General features: G+C 57.2%; 18 protein-coding genes and 2 pseudogenes. 15 read left to right on the plus strand and 5 right to left on the minus strand.

What is annotated here, in order from left to right; translation table 11 throughout:
• Positions 1-71: 71 nt before the first annotated feature.
• Positions 72-269 (plus strand): annotated as a pseudogene (locus BDK61_RS18520) (NADH-quinone oxidoreductase subunit B); the annotation flags it as partial.
• Between the two features lie 24 nt (positions 270-293).
• Here BDK61_RS18520 and BDK61_RS18525 read toward each other — a convergent pair.
• The gene (locus BDK61_RS18525) at positions 294-1508 is read right to left on the minus strand and encodes an ABC transporter substrate-binding protein (RefSeq protein WP_011222625.1); all 1215 of its coding nucleotides are present in this window, start codon (positions 1506-1508) and stop codon (positions 294-296) included.
• Positions 1509-1663: 155 nt separating this feature from the next.
• Between BDK61_RS18525 and BDK61_RS18530 the strand changes: the two genes are divergently transcribed.
• Positions 1664-2938, plus strand: a complete 1275-nt coding sequence (locus BDK61_RS18530) for an IS4-like element ISHma1 family transposase (protein ID WP_121302325.1) — start codon at positions 1664-1666, stop codon at positions 2936-2938.
• 1013 nt (positions 2939-3951) lie between these two features.
• Here BDK61_RS18530 and gfo6 read toward each other — a convergent pair.
• Positions 3952-5022 (minus strand): D-xylose 1-dehydrogenase Gfo6, encoded by a 1071-nt coding sequence (gene gfo6, locus BDK61_RS18535; protein ID WP_007190258.1) that lies wholly within the window; start codon positions 5020-5022, stop codon positions 3952-3954.
• A gap of 719 nt (positions 5023-5741) precedes the next feature.
• Between gfo6 and BDK61_RS18540 the strand changes: the two genes are divergently transcribed.
• On the plus strand, positions 5742-6626 hold the full coding sequence (locus BDK61_RS18540; RefSeq protein ID WP_121302041.1) for an IS1595-like element ISHja1 family transposase: 885 nt from the start codon (positions 5742-5744) through the stop codon (positions 6624-6626).
• A 466-nt stretch (positions 6627-7092) separates the two neighbouring features.
• Here BDK61_RS18540 and BDK61_RS18545 read toward each other — a convergent pair whose 3' ends face one another.
• Positions 7093-8085 carry a transposase gene (locus BDK61_RS18545; protein ID WP_121302489.1) on the minus strand — a complete coding sequence of 331 codons (993 nt, stop codon included), beginning with the start codon at positions 8083-8085 and terminating at the stop codon, positions 7093-7095.
• A 143-nt stretch (positions 8086-8228) separates the two neighbouring features.
• Between BDK61_RS18545 and BDK61_RS18550 the strand changes: the two genes are divergently transcribed.
• The 9 genes and pseudogenes from BDK61_RS18550 to BDK61_RS24270 all read left to right on the plus strand — a co-directional run.
• Complete coding sequence (locus tag BDK61_RS18550) at positions 8229-9377, plus strand: hypothetical protein (RefSeq protein ID WP_121304071.1); 1149 nt, start codon at positions 8229-8231, stop codon at positions 9375-9377.
• A gap of 47 nt (positions 9378-9424) precedes the next feature.
• The gene (locus BDK61_RS18555; protein ID WP_121304072.1) at positions 9425-10594 is read left to right on the plus strand and encodes a mandelate racemase/muconate lactonizing enzyme family protein; all 1170 of its coding nucleotides are present in this window, start codon (positions 9425-9427) and stop codon (positions 10592-10594) included.
• A 49-nt stretch (positions 10595-10643) separates the two neighbouring features.
• Positions 10644-11486, plus strand: a complete 843-nt coding sequence (locus BDK61_RS18560) for an SDR family NAD(P)-dependent oxidoreductase (RefSeq protein ID WP_121304073.1) — start codon at positions 10644-10646, stop codon at positions 11484-11486.
• Between the two features lie 6 nt (positions 11487-11492).
• Positions 11493-11867 (plus strand): Rid family detoxifying hydrolase, encoded by a 375-nt coding sequence (locus BDK61_RS18565; protein WP_121304074.1) that lies wholly within the window; start codon positions 11493-11495, stop codon positions 11865-11867.
• 1 nt (position 11868) lies between these two features.
• The gene (locus tag BDK61_RS18570; RefSeq protein WP_121304075.1) at positions 11869-12507 is read left to right on the plus strand and encodes an HAD family hydrolase; all 639 of its coding nucleotides are present in this window, start codon (positions 11869-11871) and stop codon (positions 12505-12507) included.
• Positions 12508-12834: 327 nt separating this feature from the next.
• Positions 12835-13767: a DMT family transporter gene (locus BDK61_RS18575; RefSeq protein ID WP_011222723.1), complete on the plus strand. Its 933-nt coding sequence runs from the start codon at positions 12835-12837 to the stop codon at positions 13765-13767.
• Between the two features lie 303 nt (positions 13768-14070).
• A complete protein-coding gene (locus BDK61_RS18580; protein ID WP_244209895.1) occupies positions 14071-15306 on the plus strand; it encodes a dicarboxylate/amino acid:cation symporter in 1236 nt (411 codons plus the stop codon).
• Complete coding sequence (locus tag BDK61_RS18585) at positions 15275-16444, plus strand: ISH3 family transposase (protein WP_121304076.1); 1170 nt, start codon at positions 15275-15277, stop codon at positions 16442-16444. The genes BDK61_RS18580 and BDK61_RS18585 overlap by 32 nt, the downstream gene beginning before the upstream one ends.
• 174 nt (positions 16445-16618) lie before the next feature.
• Positions 16619-16771 (plus strand): annotated as a pseudogene (locus BDK61_RS24270) (dicarboxylate/amino acid:cation symporter); the annotation flags it as partial.
• Positions 16772-16975: 204 nt separating this feature from the next.
• On the opposite strand, the gene epsC reads toward BDK61_RS24270, so the two are convergent.
• A complete protein-coding gene (epsC, locus tag BDK61_RS18595) occupies positions 16976-17839 on the minus strand; it encodes a serine O-acetyltransferase EpsC (RefSeq protein ID WP_004965993.1) in 864 nt (287 codons plus the stop codon).
• Between the two features lie 151 nt (positions 17840-17990).
• Between epsC and BDK61_RS18600 the strand changes: the two genes are divergently transcribed.
• Entirely contained in the window at positions 17991-18191 is a 201-nt protein-coding gene (locus BDK61_RS18600; RefSeq protein ID WP_004965994.1) for a hypothetical protein, read from the plus strand.
• A 31-nt stretch (positions 18192-18222) separates the two neighbouring features.
• Here the strand turns inward: BDK61_RS18600 and BDK61_RS18605 are convergent, their stop codons facing one another.
• Positions 18223-19116: a bifunctional methylenetetrahydrofolate dehydrogenase/methenyltetrahydrofolate cyclohydrolase gene (locus BDK61_RS18605; protein ID WP_121304077.1), complete on the minus strand. Its 894-nt coding sequence runs from the start codon at positions 19114-19116 to the stop codon at positions 18223-18225.
• 315 nt (positions 19117-19431) lie between these two features.
• Between BDK61_RS18605 and BDK61_RS18610 the strand changes: the two genes are divergently transcribed.
• Both BDK61_RS18610 and BDK61_RS18615 read left to right on the plus strand, forming a co-directional pair.
• Positions 19432-20943, plus strand: a complete 1512-nt coding sequence (locus tag BDK61_RS18610; protein ID WP_121304078.1) for an anthranilate synthase component I family protein — start codon at positions 19432-19434, stop codon at positions 20941-20943.
• Positions 20940-21512, plus strand: coding sequence for an anthranilate synthase component II (locus tag BDK61_RS18615; protein ID WP_007190565.1), 573 nt, complete (start codon positions 20940-20942; stop codon positions 21510-21512). The genes BDK61_RS18610 and BDK61_RS18615 overlap by 4 nt, the downstream gene beginning before the upstream one ends.
• Positions 21513-21524: the final 12 nt, after the last annotated feature.

Here is a 21524-nt window from a genome sequence, read left to right on the forward strand (position 1 = left end):
CTCCTCATTCCTCTCGAAAAATAGCCTCGATAAGCCGTCGCTGTCACGCGGTTCTCATCTTAGCTAAAGACGGATGCCCCGAGGCACTCATCTACGGCATCGCCAAACTGCAAGAGCGCATCGCTGAGGGTGAGTCCTCACCGGTAACGGTCAAACCCTACGAACTAGAACAGTTCGGCGATCTTGAACGGGATGAACTCGTAGACAAACTCGCCAGCGAAATCGATGAGGACGACCTCGTCATGCGGTACGACTGGAGTTCGCCATAGGCTCTGGAAGCCGCCTCGACTACACTACCCGTCCGTAATGATATTGGCAACGCGGTCGCGGCTAAAAAGCTGTTCAGCCGATGGGATCTCTGGATAGTGATCCCCGTTTTCGTAGGTTGGCCACTCACCAAAGATATCTGGGTAGAGTTGTTTCGCGGTCATCTCGATCTGGAACAGATTCATGATAGGGCCGTGGTATCGCATTCCGTGTGCGTACACACGGTCGGTTTGGACTGCGGCGAGCTCTTTCCCAACGCTGTGTGACTCGAGTCGCCCGCGGATATCATCCATGTCGTAGCGCGGTGTCATTCCCCAGAGGTGGAGGATTACGTCAGGGTCCGCCTCCAGCATCGTTTCATAGCCAACTGAACCCCAGAGACCGTCCCACGTTTCATCCCCGAAAGCGTCGTTGGCTCCAAGTGGACGCGTGTCGGCGAGCCAAAATCCCGGACGGTTCAGATGATACGTCCAAAACTGGTCATCGCCAAGTGTAACCCGAATCGCTGTCGGTCGTTCTTCTTCTGGCGGAAGGTTCGTTTGGATGGTATTGATGAGCTCATCGTAAACGGCTCTGAGCTGTTCGTAACGCCTTCGCTCCTGAAATACGGTGGCGACACGACTGAAAAGCTCCCACAGCGTGTAATACTGGTAGTCCCCACTGTAGGGTCCCTGCGGGTCACTGTGTGTTCCGCTGTAGAAATTTCCGAAAAAGGGGCCGATGTTGTCGATAATTTCCTCGATATCGCTCATATCCCAGTTCTCCTGGGTAATCGCCCATGCGGGGTCAAGGAAGTGAACGTCGCTACCGAGGCTATAAAAGAACTCCTTGCTGAAATTATCGTAGGGGTTGGGAAGGTCTTCCCACTCAAAAGAGACGCCGGAAAGTCGCTCGTAGTAGTGGTTCATCGATGGCCCAGCCATGTCTGGCACGAACATCGAATTGACCGCGTCACCGTGATTGAGCGCAACTAACATATCTGCATACTGATTGTACATCGTGAAGACGTTCTCCGGGACGGAGTCGAACTCGACTTCCCCGACGGGAGAAAGTGAGGCAGTGTAGGGGCCATTATCTGATGGGGTCGATGTGTCCGTTCCGCTATCGCGCGATGTAGCGGTACTGGGCGATTCGCCACCGTCACCGGAACAGCCAGCAACGATCGACGTGCCAAGCAGCACACTACCGCCGGAGAGGTAGTCGCGCCGGGTGAGACCATTTGAATCGTCTGCCTTGTCCATGTTTTAGGTTGGCCTAATATGGTGTATATGGCTTTCGGATCATCCGTCTTTAGCTAAGATGAGAACCGCGTGACAGCGACGGCTTATCGAGGCTATTTTTCGAGAGGAATGAGGAGGAGAAGTCTGTGCACAACCCTCGCTCCTCAACGAGAATCATGCGTCGGCTCACTACGCTTTTTCCCTCTGAGTTCCTCGAAGAGCACGCCGAGGAACTCGGCGTGGTCGAGCGAGAAGGCAAGCTTCAGATTCCTGTCCTCGTGTGGGCGCTCGTGTTCGGCTTCGCCGCAGGCGAGAGCCGAACACTCGCTGGGTTCAGGCGCTGCTACAACGCCACAGCTGACGAACCGATCTCTTCTGGCGGCTTCTATCACCGGTTGACACCGACGCTGGCAGAGTATCTCCGCGACCTCGTCGAGCGCGGCCTCGACGAGGTCGCTGTTCCAGACGCTTTTGACGCTGATATCGACCGATTCAGGGACGTGATGATCGCTGATGGAACAGTGTTGCGGTTGCACGAATTCCTCTCTGATGAGTTCCAAGCCCGTCACGAGGAGCAGGCTGGAGCGAAGCTCCACCTGCTCCACAACGCCACCGACCAGACAATTGAACGGATCGACGTAACGGACGAGAAAACGCACGACAGCACGCTGTTCAACACAGGTTCGTGGCTACAAGGACGGCTAGTTCTGTTCGATCGAGCGTACTTCAAGTACCGCCGTTTCGCGTTGATCGACGAGAACGATGGCTACTTCGTGAGTCGGCTGAAGCAGAACGCGAATCCGGTGATAACGGCGGAATTACGGGAATGGCGCGGCCGCGCCATTCCCTTGGAGGGCAAGCAGATCCACGATGTGGTCGATGACCTCTCGCGGAAGTACATCGACGTAGAGGTCGAAGCGGAATTCAAGCGAGGGCAGTACGAGGGAACGCGGTCACTGGATACGAAGCGGTTCCGCGTCGTCGGCGTCCGCAACGAGGACGCCGACGACTACCATCTCTACATAACGAATCTGCCGAGAGAGGAGTTCCTGCCGTCAGACCTAGCGACGCTGTACCGGTGTCGATGGGAAGTAGAAACTCTGTTCCGTGAGTTGAAGACGCAGTATGAACTGGACGAATTCGACACGAACAACCCTGATGTCGTGAAAATTCTACTATACGCTGCGTTGCTGTCACTGCTGGTGAGCCGGGAGTTGTTGGATCTGGTCACCGAGCAGGCCGACGATGAGATCGTGTTTCCGCCGGAACGCTGGGCGGCGACCTTCCGGTCGCACGCCCAGCTCATCCTCCACAAACTCGGCGAGTACCTCGGTTACTCGCCACCGCCGTTGTTGGAGCGGCTAATCGAAGACGCTCAGAAGATTCATCAGCAACGGCCGATCTTACAGGAGACACTCGCTACCGCTACACAACCGAGGTGTGAGTCTTAGCTAAAGACGAATGGCTTTCGGATTAACTGGCCATCTGTGGCGCAGGGATGCTAGAAGATCTTCGCGATGAGGAAGAAATCAAGTCCGAACATGGCGAAATTCTAGTACCCCACCGACGACAACGCTCATTATTGACAGGGCGATCCAGAACACCCAGATAGCATCACTTCTCACCGGGAACGTTTCATGAATACTCCTGAACGGTGGATCGTGCATTGTCTGCCCCAGTTAGTCTACGACAGGTCATCGGCCTCACTGAAGCCATTCTGTGCCTTGCTTGCAGTGCGAGTGACTGACCACGCCATTACTGCAGTGTATGTTGCACAACTTCACTCTGTGACGGAATACCTCGATATTTTCTGTCCTTACTATACATATGCACTTTCTAGTGATAAATTCGCTATAATATAGCCATAACAAGCCAAGTACGACAATAAGAAAGATACTAGTAAAAACTCAAATATATAAACAAAAATATAGGGTAGGAATTGTGGGCCTTTGTTTTTATACTCGACATTCTAGTCACAAGAATACACCAGCCTCACCAAATAGTGATATATTGTGGCTAGATCGACTTAGACGGTAAGACCTGGTTTAGCTTCAACTGTATATGATCTCTGCGACAGCAAGTCCGTAAGCTGCTATACCGAACACAGGTGTCCGATACTAGTGGCCAACAGGCCTGTTGAGTTCGCTGGGACCTCTCACATAACATCTGTACAGCTGTTATTACTTTTCGGCTTCAGCTCTGGGCCATAGCTTTTTAAACGACACCTGGTACGATGGATTGTAAATCTTCGTTGGGGCTTTCAGCTAACTATGGCTCCGAAAACAGATCTTCAATCTTGGAGGGTGAGCGGAGTGGAACCTCACCCGGAAACTTCCTCGAAATACGATACTGTGATTGCGCTGTGCACCGTCTTGACTGGAATAACACGACAGCCGCTATTGGCACATAACTGAGCTTCAAGACAATATATCAGCGACAGAATTAGAAAAGCCGAACGACTCAGTTACAGTTCGACGACATCGCTGCTCTCCGCAGCCTCGTGAATTGCTCGGATGATCCGCATATCTTGGAGGCCATGGCGACCGTCCGGGACAATCTCAGCATCAGTCAAAACGCGGTCAGCGAAGTAATCGAACTCCTCTCGCATTTCATCCTCCGCGTCGAAATTCTCGTGTTCGACAGTTACTGTGGTCTCGTTCCGAGACAGATGGAGTTTCGCTTTCCCGTGGAACGCTGGACGGAGTTCGATCTGCCCGTCCGTTCCAGTTATTTTCAGTTGCGTATCACGGTGGGCGTTCTGGCTATCGGTCGTGACCATTTTGACACCGTCTTCCAGCGCAAGCAATGCTCCGGAGCGTTCATCAGGCACGTCCTCGAAGGCCTCCCCATGAGAATCCATCTGTGACTGCACCGCCAGCGGTTCTCTTTCGAGCAAGAACCGAGTCGTGTTAATCGAATAAATCCCGAGGTCCATCACTGAGGTGCCATATCCTGACAGGTCCGGATCGAGCCGCCACTGGTCTGTGTTCGGATTCATCTCAAGCAACGGCTGGCTATTGTTGCCGTATACGGATACTGGCTCACCGATGAATCCGTCTTCGATGAGTTCCTTTGCACGCCTGACGGCGGGGTCAGTTTGCATTCGATAGGCGATCATCAGCGGCACGGCGGCGTCCTCACAGACCTCAACCATCTCCTCTGCCCGTTCGACTGTTGACTCCATTGGTTTCTCACACAGGATCGCTTTGTCTAACTCCGCGGCTGTTTTGGCGTACTCTAGGTGGAAAGCGTTCGGTGTCCCGATGTAGATGGCATCAAACGCGTCGGACGCCTTCCCGTCGTGGAACTCTTCGTAACTTATCCCGTGGTCTACACCGTTTTCGTCGGCGAGACGTTTGGCTTTCTCCGAGGAACTACTGACAAACGTCGTGACTTCACCTAGATCAGAGTCTTGAATCGCGGGGAGTGCCAGGTCGATTGTCCACCAACCGAGGCCCAACAGTGCGTACCGAACCGTTCCGTCCGTTGTGGTTTGCCAGTCACGTCCGTTATAGGCATCAATCCAATCTTTCATACGAATCCATTTTAAACGCCGGCGGTAAAAACTTCGGATTCTGGGGACGCAAACACCACGCTGGTGGGAGGAACATGGGGACTCTCGTTACAACTTCGACCGAACGCGTGTTTCCCAACGGCGGTGCTTGATGGTGTATAAGCTCTGGTCGTTTTCCCGCCTGTTCTACTGGTGAGTGGGCGACGTCGCCGCAGTCAGTCATTATTCGATACTGCGATAGCATTACAAACAACCTGTTGTTACTCAGGTGCTATTATGATCTTTTTGACTGTGAGAAAAATAGAGAGAAATCACAGGTTGAACGTTCTCGCTCAGCAGTTAATACAGTATTATATGAGTAGGTGTAACTTAATAAATATGAATGCACCAGAATTATCGGTATCTTGTTCGCTCTGTGAAGGCATCACCTAAATATAGCTCAGAATATATGTTAGTCTGACATATAAATTAATACGTGGACTATTACGTGGGTGTCGGATTCTGTGAGTTGTGTCTCCATTCAAACTCTGATACATTGCTAGTGATCTATGTCGGCCGGTCTGAATTGATAGTTGGGTTGAGGAGGTCGATTCCAATTATTTCGTGCCGGATAAATCTCAGCTACAGCTGCCTATCTCATATAAATATAAACTCTACGCTCTTGCGAAGGAGATTGTTGATAGCGAGAGCTGCGGCTGAAAGTCGAAGAGGGCAAGGGCACCGCGCCAGCGGTGCCCGATATGTTCCCAATAAGCCGGTTCGTGTCGGAATCGGCTGCAGCGGACCTGTTGCAGCAGGTTCGCTGGCGTGATGGCGTCGAGTGCCCCCGCTGCCGTTCTGACCTGGCGGTCAGAAACGGCAGCTATCGGGAGTATCAGCGGTATCTGTGTAAGAATTGCGGCCGGACGTTCAACGACAAGACCGGCACGATCTTCGCTCATTCGAAGCTCTCGCTGAAAGAGTGGTACTTCACGATCTACGTGTTCTTACGGTTCAACACGAGTATTCGCCAGATCGAGGCGGAGCTCGATCTTTCGTACAGAACGGTGAGACGGCGCGTCGAGCGCTTCGCCAGCGCGCTCGACGCGCCTTCGATCACACTGTCTGGACCGGTCGAAATCGACGAAGTGTACGTCTCTGCCGGTCTCAAAGGCCGCGAGCGCGACCAGGAGTCGCGCTCGCGTGGCCTGTCCACGCGTGGACGAGGCTCGTACGACGGCGACAAACCGCCGGTGTTCACGCTGGTCGATCGTGGCTCGGACGATCGATACGTCGTGCCAGCGAAATCCGCTGGTGAATCGACTATTCGACTCCTGCTTGCTGACCACGATGAGGAGTCGCTGACCGTCTATACGGACGGATTTCGAGCGTACGAGCCGCTCGAAGAAGACGACGCATTCTCCCGCGAATACGTCGTCCACGGCGACGGTGAATACGCTGATGGCGAAGTACACGTCAACGGTTGCGAGAGCCACGCGTCGCTGACGCGACGGTGGCTCTCGCCCCATCGAGGAGTGTCAAAGGACAAGCTAACACCGTATCTCAGAGCCTTTCAGCTCCGCTGCGAACTCTACAGAAAACCAGGTGACGAAGCGCTCAAACATGCTCTTGATGCTGCCCTCTGAAAATCAACAACGTGCTTCACAAGAGCGACACGACTATAACAATACACCCCTGCGGTTTAGACACTGATGGAGAGGGCAGTTACCCGACACCCACAACACCGGCCCAATCCTTACCACCCCCCTCAGGGACGCTCGTGCCCTGTATAGTCGCTGTCGACTCGGATCGCTCTCTCCACTTTGACAGTGAGCCGGAGCGGCTTCGGTCACACCGTTCTTTCCGGCTCATTCCGGTCTCGACTTTTTAACTATGACAACTGGATTCTAACCCTTTGCTAATGATTCACTGATTCTCCTGACTAACTGTTGAGATACTGCTGACCCTTCTCGAATTAAATTGTGTGATGGGAAAGCCTAGATGTCCAGTAGACACTGTACCAGAAGTCATGACCGAGAAACGGGCATTATGATATCATTCAGATATTCACCTAGAAGTTGGCTATAGGAGGAGCGTGTCATAGAATCCATCTCATAGCATCTCACAGCCCGGCTCGTTTCCTCGCTCGTAGTTGGTGATTGCAACGACGAGTCGTAGGCAGAGCGCAACGAACACTTCTGTTCGAGCGTGGACGCGGCCTCGGGCGCGGACGTGCCCGAGGCCGCAGTCCTTGACGGCATCGTTAGTTCGTTCGACTCCTATCCGGTGGTTGTACGTCTCGTCCAAGATGGACTGTTTGAGCAGAACTTCCTCACTGTGTTCGGTGATACGATCTTCGACCCTATACTCGATATCGAGCGGATCGTCGGTATTTCGCGGGTTGTACGGGGCAATTGGCACGACCCCTGCGGCCAGCAGGTGGTCGTGCCAATCGAGGATATCGTATGCGCTGTCTCCAAGCATCCAGATGGGTGTATCGACGGCGAGCGCGTCACACGTGACGCGCATCGCCGTCTCTTGATCCGCTTGTTTGCTCTGTGTGAACTCCGCTGCTATCGGAATCTTTGGACCGGTCGAGACGATCGTACAGCCGAAGCCGTAGTAGTGTTCCTCAGCTGTTGGGTCGTAGTTCCACGAGGCGGCGTCGTTGTACTGGACCGCTTCGATGTGGGTTGAGTCGATGGAGTACGTCGAGTCGAGCAGGCCCCGGCAGGCGGCCTGCTCGACGAGTCTCTTGAAGACATCATCGATGACGTGTTCGAGATCGGTAAGAAACCGGTCAACTGTGTCTCTGGATGGTGGTTTGTCGAGTCCGCAGTAGTACCAGACGAGGCTGTGCTGGAGTTCTCGTGTGACTGGACGTGTGCCGTATACATCCTTGTAGTAGCAGTGTAGAAAGCCGCGAAAGAGGTCTGGTGGCTCATGGACTCGTGTTCGCCCCCGCCCCGAGGGGGCGAACACGTCGTACTCCAGCAGAAACTCGAACTCAAGATGCTCGAACAGCGGTACTGTCTCGGTAGCCGCCGCATTCAAGAAGTCGTTAACCGAACCTACGTCCTGCAGGGTCGCGGTTGTGTTGGACACACTTTCCGCACCCTGCTGCTTTGCATGTGGCGCTTTCTATGACACGCTCTTCCTAGAGGAGTATATCGTGGCTGGCATGACGGCTGGCGCAGTCAAGGAGTAACCGCCTCTACTTTTATTATCGCCGCCATAGTTGGTCGCGTATGGAATTCGCGATGTGGGCGTACCCGTGGGACCTTCTGGACGAAGGGCCGGTCGAGGTGGAAACACGACTGCGTGGCGTCGGCGTTGACGAACTGAACCTTGCGACGAACTATCACACTGTGCAGGCATTCACGCCACACAATCCGGAGCGGCGGACGCTGTTCGCCCGCGCGAGTTCGTATTTCGAGCCCGGGCCAGAGTACGGGGACCTCGAACCAGTGCCGTATGAACAGATGGACGGGGACTGGGTCGCGGACATCGCCGCCGGCCTGTCAGAGCTTTCACTCAATTCCTGGACAGTCGGCTGCCACAACTCTCGGCTCGGGATGGCCAACCCCGAGTACACGCTGGAATCTGCACACGGTGACGACCTGATCTTTGGCCTGTGCCCGTCCCAACCCGTGGTCCAGACGTATCTCTCGGCACTGGTCTCGGATCTGGCGGCCCGCGATACGTTTGCCCGTATCGAACTGGAAACGTTCGATTACTTCTACGGGACGGGCTTTGGATGGCACCATCAGAAGATTCACGCACGGCTGGGGGTGCTCGGAGAGTTCCTGCTCGGGATGTGTTTCTGTCCACACTGTCAGGAGAATGCGACGGCTGAGGACGTCGATGCTGAACAGGCACGCGAGACGGTAGCCAACGCGCTGGACGATATCGTCGCTGGCGAGCTGTCACATGACCGCTCACCGGAGGCTTGGCTTGCGGAGCACAGTACTGTCGCCGCGTACGTCGATGTCCGCGAACGGATGCTGTCGTCACTGTACGCCACACTGGCTGACGCCGCGGGAACAACACCGCTTGGCTACTACGTCGGCGCGCCGGAACCCGGCCGCGAGTGGATCGTTGGGGCCGACCTACAAGCGCTCTCGAACCACGTCGATTACTACTGTCTGCCGGCCTACGAGTCGTCAAGTGACGCAGTCATAGGTGCGTACAACGCCGTTGAGACGGTGATTGATGACGTGCCACTCCACGTTGGTCTCCTGCCGGGCCATCCGGCCATCGACGACGAGGCGACCGTGGTCGATATCGTGGAGACTCTTGACTCGAAAGGAGTGCCGCGGCTATCCTTCTATAACTACGGACTGCTTCCAGAGCAGTCACTGGAGTGGGTCGAAACCGCCATCGAGACAGTGAGCTGAGAGGGGGAAGCGGTACTTTGATATCGGTTCCCGGACGACAGAATGGCATGGAGATAACTGGCGTGTCAGCGGTAACTGTAGATGTACCGTTGGCCGACTTGGATGAACATCTCGGAATCGGGCCGTACGTGACCAACCACGGAAAGTTACGTTCGATGGAACGCGTCCTCGTCCGTGTCGACACAGATGAGGGCCTTAGCGGCTGGGGCGAGATGCGTGTCTTCCTGTCACCGGAAGCCACCGAGTCGATTATCGAAGACGGAGTTGGGCCGATGATTGAGGGCCAGTCGCCGTTCGAAATCGAGCGACTCCGCCGGCAGGTGTTCGTCGAGTACACCAACGTCGATATGTTCTTTGCCGCCGTCGAAACGGCCTGCTGGGACATCGTCGGGAAAGCCCTCGATAGACCAGTGTATGAGCTGCTCGGCGGATGGACAGCACCGACACAGGGGACACAACAACACCGGCAAAGCGTCGATGGCGACAGTACTGCTCCTATTGAGGTCCCTGTTGCCTTCTGTCTCGGCATCCTCTCGCCCGAGGAGTCTCGTGTCAAAGCCCGAGAAGCGCACGAAGCGGGCTTCACTGTCCTCAAAACGAAGGCAGGACGGGACTGGCGACAGGATGTCGAGCGAATCAGAGCGATGCACGATGAGGTCGACGGACAGCTCGAATTTCGACTCGACCCGAATCAGGGCTGGACGCTCGACCAGGCGGTTCGGGTCGGCGCGATGCTCGAAGATGCGGGTATCTACCTGCAGTATATGGAACAGCCGATTCGCGTCGATGCACACAGATCGCTAGCCCGGCTCCGACAACGACTCCGCCAGCCGATCGCGCCGAACGAGGACACGTATATCTCGCATAATCTGCAATCGCTTGTCGAAGCTGGCGCGATGGATGTCGGCGTTATCGACCTGACCCCAGCCGGCGGCATCAGTGGAATTCGACAGCAGGCCGCCATCCTTGAAGACGCCGGGGTTCCCTTTACCCACCACTGTGCGTTCGACCTGGGGATTCGAACGGCGGCGATCCTCCACGCGTTCATCGGCATCCCGGGCTTTTCCTTGCCCCCAGATTCGACGTACTACGGCTGGGAGGCAGACATCATCGAGCGGCCGTTCGAGGTCAGCAACGGCTGCCTCCCGGCCCCGGACGGTCCCGGTCTCGGAGTCTCTATCGACATGGCCGCCATCGAGGAGTATCGAATCACATGAACGGCCAAGAGCAACTTTCAAGGGGGCAGCTTACGTGGGTGTCAGTGTCATGGTAGAACTATCACTAGCGGACCGGCCAGCCATTGTGACTGGCGCGTCACGGGGTATCGGGCGCGAGATCGCGGCCCGGTTCGCCGAAGCTGGTGGCGATGTCGTCGTCTGTTCGCGCACCTACGAGGACGTGGAAGCGGTTGCGACGGAACTGACCCAGACACACGATGGCCGCGTTGTTCCGGTCGAATGTGACGTTACAGACCGGGAGGCGGTACGGGACCTTGTCGACACGACCATCCAAGAGTTCGGGGACATCCGCGTGCTTGTGAACAACGCTGGTGGCGCAGACGAATCCGCCAATCTGTTGCACCGGTGTGACGAGGAGACCTTCGAATCGATGGTCGACCTGAACCTGAAAAGCCAGTTCCTCCTGAGCAAAGAGGTACTGCCAGCGATGGTCGCCGCTGGCGGCGGGTCGATAATCCATATGGGATCAGTCAACGGCCTGTTCGGTGTCGGTCTCTCCGGCTACTCCGAGGCGAAAAGCGGGCTCCTGGCGCTCTCCCGAAACATCGCCGCCCACTACGGGCAACACGGGGTCCGCTCGAACGTTATTTCGGCGGCGACCATCGAAACAGCGAACAGGCGGGCGGAGATGGAAAACACGGAGGAACGGACCGGTGAAACGAGCGCCCGGGAGCGCTGGCTCGACCAGTATCCGCTCGGGCGGTTCGGCACACCGCGAGAAGTCGCTGATACGACCCTGTTCCTTGCCTCCGAAATGTCGAGTTTCTTGACCGGTGAGAATCTGGTGCTTGACGGCGGATTGACGACGAGCCTGCCAACATCGTTCATCAACGAGGTCTACGATGCGGACGAAAAGCCGACACCCAATTAAACAGCCATGGAAGAACTAACAACAGACGACGCACCTGATAGTATCGGCCCGTTCTCACAGGGAATCGCTAGCGGTGACCGTATGTACGTTTCCGGGCAGGGGCCAGTCGACCCGGATACCGGCGAGGTAATCCAGGGCACGCCCGGTGAACAGACCCGGCGTACACTCCGGAACGTCGCGGCCGTGTTGCAGGCCGGTGACGCTTCGCTTGACGATGTGGTGAAGGCGACGGTGTTCGTGAAGGATATGCGATACTACGACGAGGTGAACGAGGTGTACGGTGAGCTCATGTCACCACCCTATCCTGCACGCAGTGCTGTGGAAGTCGTTAAATTGCCAGTCGATATCGACGTTGAGATAGAGGTTGTTGCAGAACGGTAGTATGTCGCATCTTGTAGTGTTCGACCTCGACGGGACGCTCACTCGACAGCGCGGCGGGTTCGAGCTGTTGCACACCCTCTACGGAACAACACCGGAAGCCGAGGCGCTAATGAACCGGTTCGAGGCCGGAGAAATTACGTTTACAGAGTGGTGTCAGGGAGCGGTCGACGTGTGGCGTGCGAACGATATCACCAGATCAGATATCACTCGTGCGACCCGGGCCCTCAAGCCGAAAGCAGGTGCTGTCGACCTCCTCGCCCACCTCCAGCAAACGGATATCCGATTCGGCATCCTCAGTGCCGGCATTGCGAACCTTGCAACGCGATTCGAGCCGTACGAACCGGCGTTTGTTCGTGGAAACTGGCTTCGGTTCGAGGATAGACGGGTTTCGGCTATCGATATCGGTGTCGGTCCCAATGAGAAAGGAGAGCTACTGAGAAAAATTCGAAGCAAGCAGAATCCCGTCTCAATCACCTATATCGGCGATTCACACACTGATACGGAGGCGTTCATCGAGGCAGATACCGCGGTGTTATTTGACCCCGATGAACGCGTTCCCGAAACAGCAATCGACGCAGCGGACACAATCATTGAAAGTGCGGATATAGCAGAGGTACAGAACTGCATTCCAACGGCATAGCCCGCTATTCGCTGGTATAGACTTATATCCAGATAGGGTGTTTTCTTATTATTTCTGCAATATATGTTCTCAAATATGCAATATGTTCACCCATATAGTTCATATTACATCCAAATGCCGGTTCTGAAGCAGGCTTAGCTTTCGGCGTGAGAACTGGACCGCTGTCGACGTTACTCACTACTACACTGGTCCCAACCGTGTATTCCCCGGACAGATGCCGCCCGGTCATCGGCACCGCGTCAGTGGTCGCTGGCGCAGTGGCAACATCTAGCAATTTGCAACAGGCTTCGACGGCCCTTTTACCGTCGGGTGGTGACCGGCAACTGAATGAGTCGCTATCGAACGACCGGTTGCTTTCTCCTCCTGGCTGCAATCTGGGGTACTGCATTCATGGCGACAGATGTCGGCCTTGCCGACCTGCCGCCAGTACCGTTCGCTGCCGTCCGCTTCGACATCGCCTCCGTTCTCCTGTTTGCCGCGCTGGCTGTCACAGGCGCGCTAGAGCGGCCACAGACCCGCGACGACTACGTGTACGTCCTCGCTGGGGGTTCGCTTATGATCGGGGTGCATCACGTATTCCTGTTCACCGGGCAACAGTACGTCACCGGGGCCGTCGCCGCCGTACTGCTCGGTCTCGTTCCCGTCGTAACGCCCGCGCTGACGAAGCTCGCGTCGAGCGATGACACGTTCACCGCGAATACTGGGGTCGGCGTGGTACTCGGCTTCGCCGGCGTTGTCGTCATTGCTGACCCTGACCCAGCGAATCTCCTCAGCAGTACTATCGGAATCGCGCTCGTGTTCGCAGCAGCACTGGCGTTCGCCATCCCGGCCGTCGTCACGCACGACACCAGTCCGTCGATGTCGTTTCTGGCCACACAGGCGTGGTTGATGGCTATCGGAGCCGCTGTCCTCCATCTCACCGTACTCGTACTTCCCGGACAGTCGTTTGCGGACGCATCGTGGACGCCGTCCGCGCTTGCGGCGCTGTTGTATTTGGCTGTCGTCGCCGGTATCGGCGGTTTCCTGCTGTACTTCCGGTTACTTGACCAGCTGGGCCCTATCGAGATGAGTTTCATCGAGTACGTCATCCCCCTGTTCGCCGCGCTCGCCGGCTGGCTCGTGCTCGGTCAGCAGGTCACGCTCGCCACCGTCGGTGGGTTCGGATGTATCCTGCTGGGATTCATCGCGGCGAAGTGGACGGCGCTGCGAGCGGAGCTTCGTCGGGTCGTCGAACCGAAAACCAGTCCACCGGCCGACTGACCACAACCGGGTGAGCAGGCCGTCACTGACTGGACCACTCTCTAGATACGGGAAACTCGACAGCGAAGCGAGAAACGGTAAGAACGACCGTCAGGCAGGAGTGCCAACGGCGTCGCGCTTCTGAAAACAAGCGAATTCCAACCGCTATTTTGCTATCCTTTTCAGATGAACGGCTGTAGCACTTGCCATTTGGCGACAGACCCGTCTGAAAACGGAACCTTGTAAGAGAAAACCGCATCATAGCCGCTTGCACATACTGGCGGGGCTAACGGGTTTTTATAAGACTACCCGTTGCTGTGTAATATGATACAACCCATTCGCACGCTATGGAGCCGGTATCGATCTATCCCGCTCATCTGGCGCATCTTTGTCGCCTTCGTACTGGGAGCAGGTGCCGGTATCGTGTTCGGGGAGCAGATGGCTGTCGTCAGACCAGTAGGCGACCTCTTCCTCCGACTGCTCAATATGCTGGTCATCCCGATTATCGTCTTCACACTGCTGACCGGGATTCGACAGCTCTCACCCGCAAAACTTGGAAAAATCGGCGGTGCGACAGTCGGTCTCTACGCCCTGACGACGACCCTCGCAGGAATTATTGGTCTCGCGGTTGCAAACGTGCTTCAGCCGGGTCGTGGGCTCGAATTCGGCGGCGGTGAAGCGCAATCGAAAGCGCCGCCGTCGTTGCTTGATGTCGTTCTCGGTATCGTGCCGAACAATCCCGTCGCGGCGCTCGCAGAGGGGAATCTGCTGGCGACGGTTTTCTTCGTCATCGTCTTTGGAATCGCGCTGACATACGTCCGCGCCCGGCAAGACGCGCTCGCAGAGAGTGTCGATTCAGTGTTCGAGGCCTTCGAAGTGGGTGCTGAGGCGATGTTTGTCATCGTCCGTGGCGTCCTCGAATTCGGTGTGCTCGGTGTGTTCGCGTTGATGGCGTCCGGCATCGGCACTGAAGGCATCGGCCTGTTCTCCTCGCTGGGCGAGCTCGTGTTGGCAGTCACTATTGCAATCGGCATTCACATCGGCTTCACCTATCTCGTTCTTTTGATGAGCGTGATTGCCGACGTGTCGCCGATTGCGTTCCTCAGCGGAGCGAAGGACGCGATGGTGACTGCGTTCGCGACTCGGTCGTCGAGCGGAACGCTCCCTGTTACGATGCGCAATGCGGACGAAGACCTGCAGATCGCTGAGCGAGTGTATTCGTTCACGCTCCCGGTCGGTGCCACGGCGAACATGGATGGTGCTGCCATCCGACAGGCGGTCACCGTGATGTTTGCCGCAAACGTCGTCGGACAGCCACTAGTGCTTACTGAGCAAATTTTCGTCTTAATTGTGGCCGTCCTCATCAGCATCGGAACCGCTGGCGTTCCGGGAGCGGGGATCGTCATGCTCACTGTGATTCTCACACAGGTCGGCCTTCCGCTGGAGGTCGTTGGATTCGTCGCCGGGGTCGACCCTATTCTCAGTACCTCACAAAGCTCGCAAGTTGAAGGAGTCCGCTTGCTGAGTTGTGTCCAAGCAAGCAAAGCAAGCGGACAGTGAAATCCACGAAGACCAACTTCTTAACTTCCTCGTCAACCGGCTTGACGAGGAAGTTTCTCTTACCCTGGCGAATAACGCTGAAATCGATCCCGAGGACATCTACGAGGTCCTCGTCGGCGCGACCGCCGACGGGACCTCGATCTCCACGCTGTGCAACTCCAGTGAAGAGTCGCCACCGGCGAACACGATCCTGTACCACCTCCGGACGAAGTTCGAGCCGGAACGACTCGAACGAGTCGCTAACACGCTCCTTCGGCGAGATGTCGTCGAACTCCTCCCCGAGCAGGTGGAGGTCTGCGCAGACCTCCACCTGCGGTCCTACTACGGTGATGAAGACGACACAGAGGGCCTCTATCATTCAGAAGCCAAGCGTGGAACCACTGCATTCCACGCGTACGCGACGCTCTACGCACGCGTGAAGAACAAGCGCTACACGCTGGCGGTGCGCCGTCTCGAAGACGGCGACACCGCTAGCAGCGTCCTCGCCGAGTTCCTCGGTGTTCTCGACGGCCTTGACACCGAGGTCAAGGCCGTCTACCTTGATCGGGGATTCTACGATAGCAAGTGTCTCACGCTGCTCCAGGCGCACAACTACCCCTACGTGATCCCAATCATCCGGTGGGGTGAGACGATCCAGCAGGAACTCTCGGAAGGGTGGAGCCGTGTCATCGAACACGACCTGACAGGGAAACTCGACGGTCACAGCTGGACCGTCGAGTTTCCCGTCTACATCGACTGTACGTACCTGAACGGACGGTACGACGAGAACGGTGTGGCGCGTCACGGCTACGCCGCTGACGCGCCGTTCATCGAGACACCACGCGATGCTCGCTACCATTACAGCAAACGCTTCGGTATCGAGTCGAGCTATCGCTTGTCTGAGCAAGCGATAGCGACGACGACAACGCGAGATGCGACGGTTCGGTTTCTGTACGTTGTGGTGAGTCTGCTGTTGCAGAACGTCTGGCGGTATCTCCACTACGAATACGTGGCGACGCCCCGCCGAGGCGGGCGTCGCCTCTGGTGGTGGCCATACAAGGAGTTCGTCAATATGGTTCGGCGGGCCGCGTGGACGGCCCTCGCAGTGCGTCGGGCCGTCCCCGCGAACCGACCACCTGATGACCGGTTCCACCGGTAATCACCGACCGAGTACGCCGCTTCGTGAGTGGCAACGCTGTCGCGTCGGCGGCTGATCGCCGCCGACAGCGACAGCTCCGGCCTCGATTAGTGTTCTTCGACCGCTATCGACGACTCATCCCAACAGAACAGGTGACTCAGGTCAGGTTAACTGGCGATGCTTTGTGAGGTACTGATTCTTGGGCGAATTGCAACTATGAACAACGTCACTGGCGACCTCGCAGTTTCGACTGTTGTGGGGAAGTGGAACGACGGACTCGACCGTGGTGAGGGCGTCTGGTCACGAAACCTGAGCGGAGTCGCTGAGTTCGTTCCCGGTGACGACTAAAGTGAACGGCGGGAGCGATTCCAACAGCCCCTAATGCTGGTACAGTTGTTATTCTAATCTATTAGAAGAGGAGTCCTTCTCGCGACTGGACAGACAACAACAGTATGAGAGGTCCTCGGGCCGGGTACACCAGTCAGAAGCGTTCGTCCAGCCAATTCGTGGTATCTTTGCAGTCTCAGAAACCGGGCGATATCGGTTCCGATTTTACTTGGTTCGTTTTCGTTCCTGTGTCGGGTGGTCTGTGACGTACACTTTCGTATCGTCCGGAATGTCGTCGGTGACCCAGGAGTTCGCCCCAATGCTGACGTGGTCACCAACGCTGATGGCACCCAGAACTTTCGTGCCCGCGCCGATGACGACGTGGTCGCCGATATCCGGGTGTCGTTTGTAGCCCTTCTTTAATCTGTGTTCGTCGCTCTCGTCGGCCTCGAAGTGGAGCGCGCCAAGCGTCACGTCCTGATAGAGGCGGACCCACTCCCCGACAGTTGTGGTTTCGCCGATGACGACGCCAGTCCCGTGGTCGATGAAAAAGTGGTCGCCGATTTCAGCGCCGGGGTGGATGTCGATGCCGGTCTCAGTCTTGGCGTATTCGGTGAGTTCGCGAGCGTACTCGGAGGCTCCGGCCTCGTAGAGGGTGTGTGCGACCCGTTGTACGAGTATTGCCATGAACCCCGGATAGGACCGGATTATCTCCATATACGTCTTTGCCGCCGGATCACCTTTGAACGCGGCCTCCACGTCCTTTTTAAGTCGTGTGCGAACCGCCGGGAGCTGATCGATGACGGCGTCAACTGTTTCAGCCGGGTCCGACCCGGAGTAGGGTCTAATACCGGCAAAGAAGAGGCCGCCCAGAGTGTCAAGACGGTCCAGAACGGCGAGCTCGTCCCGGACCAGTTCAGCAGCGTTCCAACAGGTCGGGAAGAACAGTCGTTTGAGGATGTCGATTTCCGGTCTTCGGTGTTCCCGCCGCGGGAACTCCATCTGCGTCTGGGTCGGGAACGGCTCTTCATCGGCCCGGTACGCCGCGAAGAGTTTCTCGTGTGTGTCGCCCGTGTAACAGTAGTCCATATCGGATTGTTGGGCTGAAGCATCTTAGTTTTGAAACAATAGTTGTCTTTTCCGCTATATGTTGTGTTCTCGCCGGCGCTGTAGAATTGAAAACGAGCAGCATCCCACACTGAGAGGTAGCTATTTGATACTGGCTTGTCATCGATTCTGTATGAACGGCGAGTGTTACTTCTGTCACGGCATCGTTTCAGCACCGGAAGAAGGCCACATCTGGCTGCGTGAGCACGACAGCCACGAGGTGTATATGCACGAACAGTGTGCCAGCGGTCACAACGTCATAGAGGGAGAACAGGACCCAGCAGGTGAACTCCTGATTACATGCCCGGAGTGTGGTGCGGTCGAAACGATATAACAGTCCACGCGGGTAGTCCTGCGAACGGGCCCTACGGAAGCCTAATATCGACGCCGGACTGGAGGCTGGCCGCTTTCACAGTGTTATACAGCAGCATCGCGATGGTGAGTGGTCCAACACCGCCGGGAACCGGGGTGATGGCGTCCGCTTTCTCTTTAGCGCTCTCGAAGTCCACGTCCCCGACGAGTTCGTACCCCTTCTCCGTGTCAGCATCAACCCGGTTGATGCCCACATCAATAACTGTCGTACCCGCCGAGAGCATCGACCCGTCTATCATCTCCGGAACCCCGGCGGCGGCAATCACGATGTCCGCGTTGCGAGTCTTGTCCGCAAGGTCATCAGTTCGGGAGTGGCAGACGGTCGTTGTCGCGTTCCCGCCCGGCCCGTACTGGATGAGCAAGTTTGCCATCGGTTTGCCGACGATGTCCGAGCGACCCACGACGACAACGTCTTTCCCCTCCGTCACAACACCAGTTTCGGCCAGCATTTTCTGTATTCCATGGGGGGTGCAGGGCTTGTATCGCGCGTTCCCCGCGACGAGTCGGCCGACGTTTTCGGGATGGAACCCGTCGACGTCTTTCATCGGGTCAATGCGCTCCAGTACGTCGCGCTTTGGCACGTGGTCGGGGAGCGGCATCTGAACGAGGATTCCGTGGACCGCCGGGTCCGCGTTCAGTTCGTCGATGGTCGAGAACAGCGCCTCGGCCGACTCGTCTGCACTGATTTGATGATGAAACCCCTCAATGCCGATTTCATTACAGGCCCGCTGTTTCATCGAGACGTACGTTTCACTCGCGCCGTCGTCGCTCATCAGCACAGTCGCCAGCCCCGGTGTGACACCCTCGCTGACGAGCGTGTCCGTACACGCCGCGACGCCCTCCGTGATCTGGTCGCCGATTTCGTTCCCGTCGATTACTGTAGTCATTGTTGCTAGGTTTGCTGTCGGCCCCGAAGTCCCCAGTTAGATGTTCAGAGTGAGCAGACTGCTACACGGTCAACTGCTGGGGTTGGCCAAGCGTTCGATGTTTTCCTCAAGCCCCGTCGGAATAGTGAGTGATGCGGAATAGTCCAGCCTTTGAAATGATATCGGCTATTCGTCCAGTGTTTAGCCGTAGTCAGTCGACAGTTCGGCAGTATTTCAGGCAGTAGGAGGGAGTACCGAAGGTTTTTGTCCTGACCCATGCTTGGTCTACACAACCACACCGAGAGGCAGGGCCTCTCGCTTAGGAGCAACTGCACTATGACTGAGATTCGATTCAGCACCGACAAAGAATCGTTCATCGAAACTGCGAGGGCAGCAGCGGACGGCACCCGTGTGCCGGTTGAGGCGCGCGTCACCGTTGCCGACCCGTTCGAGGCGTATCGCCGCGCCCGCGACGAGAACACAGACGGCTTCTATCTCGAAACGACCGGTGGGCAGTCGGGCTGGGGGTACTTCGGCATCGAGCCAATCGAGCGCGTCGAGGTGTCCGCAGGAGCGACACCCGCACAGGATGGCGGAAGTCCGAGTCTCGAAGCTATCGACGACCTACTCGACCGCGAACACCTAGAACGGGGCGACTGTACGGTTCCATACCCGTGTGGCGCGTTCGGGTGGCTTTCCTACGACGTAGCACGGGAACTGGAAGACATCCCAGAGACAACCGTTTCGGATGGCCTCCCACGGCTTCAGTTTGGCGTGTTCGACTGCATCGCCGCGTGGGAGGAGCCACACGACGGCGACGTCGAGATACATGTAACGGCCTGTCCCACCGTCAACGGGTCGCCTGAATCGGCATTCGAGCGTGGCCGGACGATGGCCCGAGAGCTAGCACAGGACGCCATCCACGGCGAGAAACACGTCCAGTCCCAGCCAACCGCTGCAAGTCAGGCCACGTTCGAAAGCGAGTGCGGCGAGGCAGCGTTCGCCGACCGCGTCCGGCAAATAAAACAGTACGTCAGGGACGGCGACACGTTCCAGACAAACGTCTCACACCGGCTGACCGCCCCGGCGGCCGTCCACCCAGTCGACACCTTCGACGCTGTCCGTCGGGTGAATCCGGCTCCGTACTCAGCCCTGCTTGAGTTCCCCGGCGTCGACCTTGTCAGCGCCAGCCCGGAGCTGTTGCTGGACGTCGATGGCGACCAGTTGCTCACGGAGCCGATTGCCGGGACGCGGCCGCGCGGCGCGACGCCAGCGGAAGACGAGGAGCTTGAGGCAGACCTCTGTAGCGACGAGAAGGAGCGGGCTGAACACGCCATGCTGGTCGACCTCGAACGCAATGACCTCGGCAAGGTCAGCGAGTATGGGTCCGTCGACGTCGCCGAGTACCGCCGCGTCGACCGGTATTCCGAGGTGATGCACCTCGTTTCCCTCATCGAAGGGGAGTTGCGCGACGCGGTGAGCATCGCCGACGCGGTCGCAGCCGTGTTCCCCGGTGGGACCATCACCGGCGCGCCGAAGCCGCGGACAATGGAGATTATCGACGAGGTGGAGCGGACCCGACGGGGGCCCTACACCGGCAGTATCGGGATGTTCGGTTTCGACGACCGTGCGACGCTGAACATCACGATCAGGACGCTGGTTCACTACGACGACGAGTACCGCCTCCGCGTCGGGAGCGGCATCGTACATGATTCCGTTCCAGAGGCGGAGTACAGGGAGACACTGGACAAGGCCCGGGCGCTCGTTACTGCCGTCGACGAGGCGCTCGGCGAACAGGGGTCGTTCGCCGTCGAATCCGAGACCGAACCGATGGAGGGGATGCGATGATACTCATTATCGACAACTACGATTCCTTCGCCTACAATCTGGTCCAGTACGTCGGCGAGTTCGACGATGTCACGGTCCGCCGGAACGACGCTATCGATGTTGAGGGCATCCACGAACTCGACCCGGACGGCATCGTCGTCTCGCCGGGGCCCGGGACGCCCGCAGAGGCCGGTGTGTCCATCGACGTGTTCGCCGAGACAGAGTACCCGGCGCTTGGCGTCTGTCTGGGCCACCAGGCGCTCTGTGCGGCCCACGGGACTCCTGTCGGCCACGCGCCGAGCGTGGTCCACGGGAAGCCCTCGGAGGTCCGCCACGATGGAACGAGGCTATACGACGGCGTCGACGACCCGTTTGAGGTCGGGCGGTATCACTCGTTGGCCGTCAAGGCATCGGAACTCCCAGACACGCTTTCGGAAACGGCCCACACGAACGACGAGCAGGGCATCGTGATGGGCGTCCAGCACGCCGAAAAACCGCACATCGGCGTCCAGTTCCATCCGGAGAGCATCCTCACTGACGCCGGGAAACAGATCGTCGAGAACTTCTGTACCGGAATCGCCAAGGCCTAAAATCACAGTACC

This window comes from Haloarcula quadrata (assembly GCF_003634715.1).
Classification (GTDB): Archaea; Halobacteriota; Halobacteria; order Halobacteriales; family Haloarculaceae; genus Haloarcula; species Haloarcula marismortui.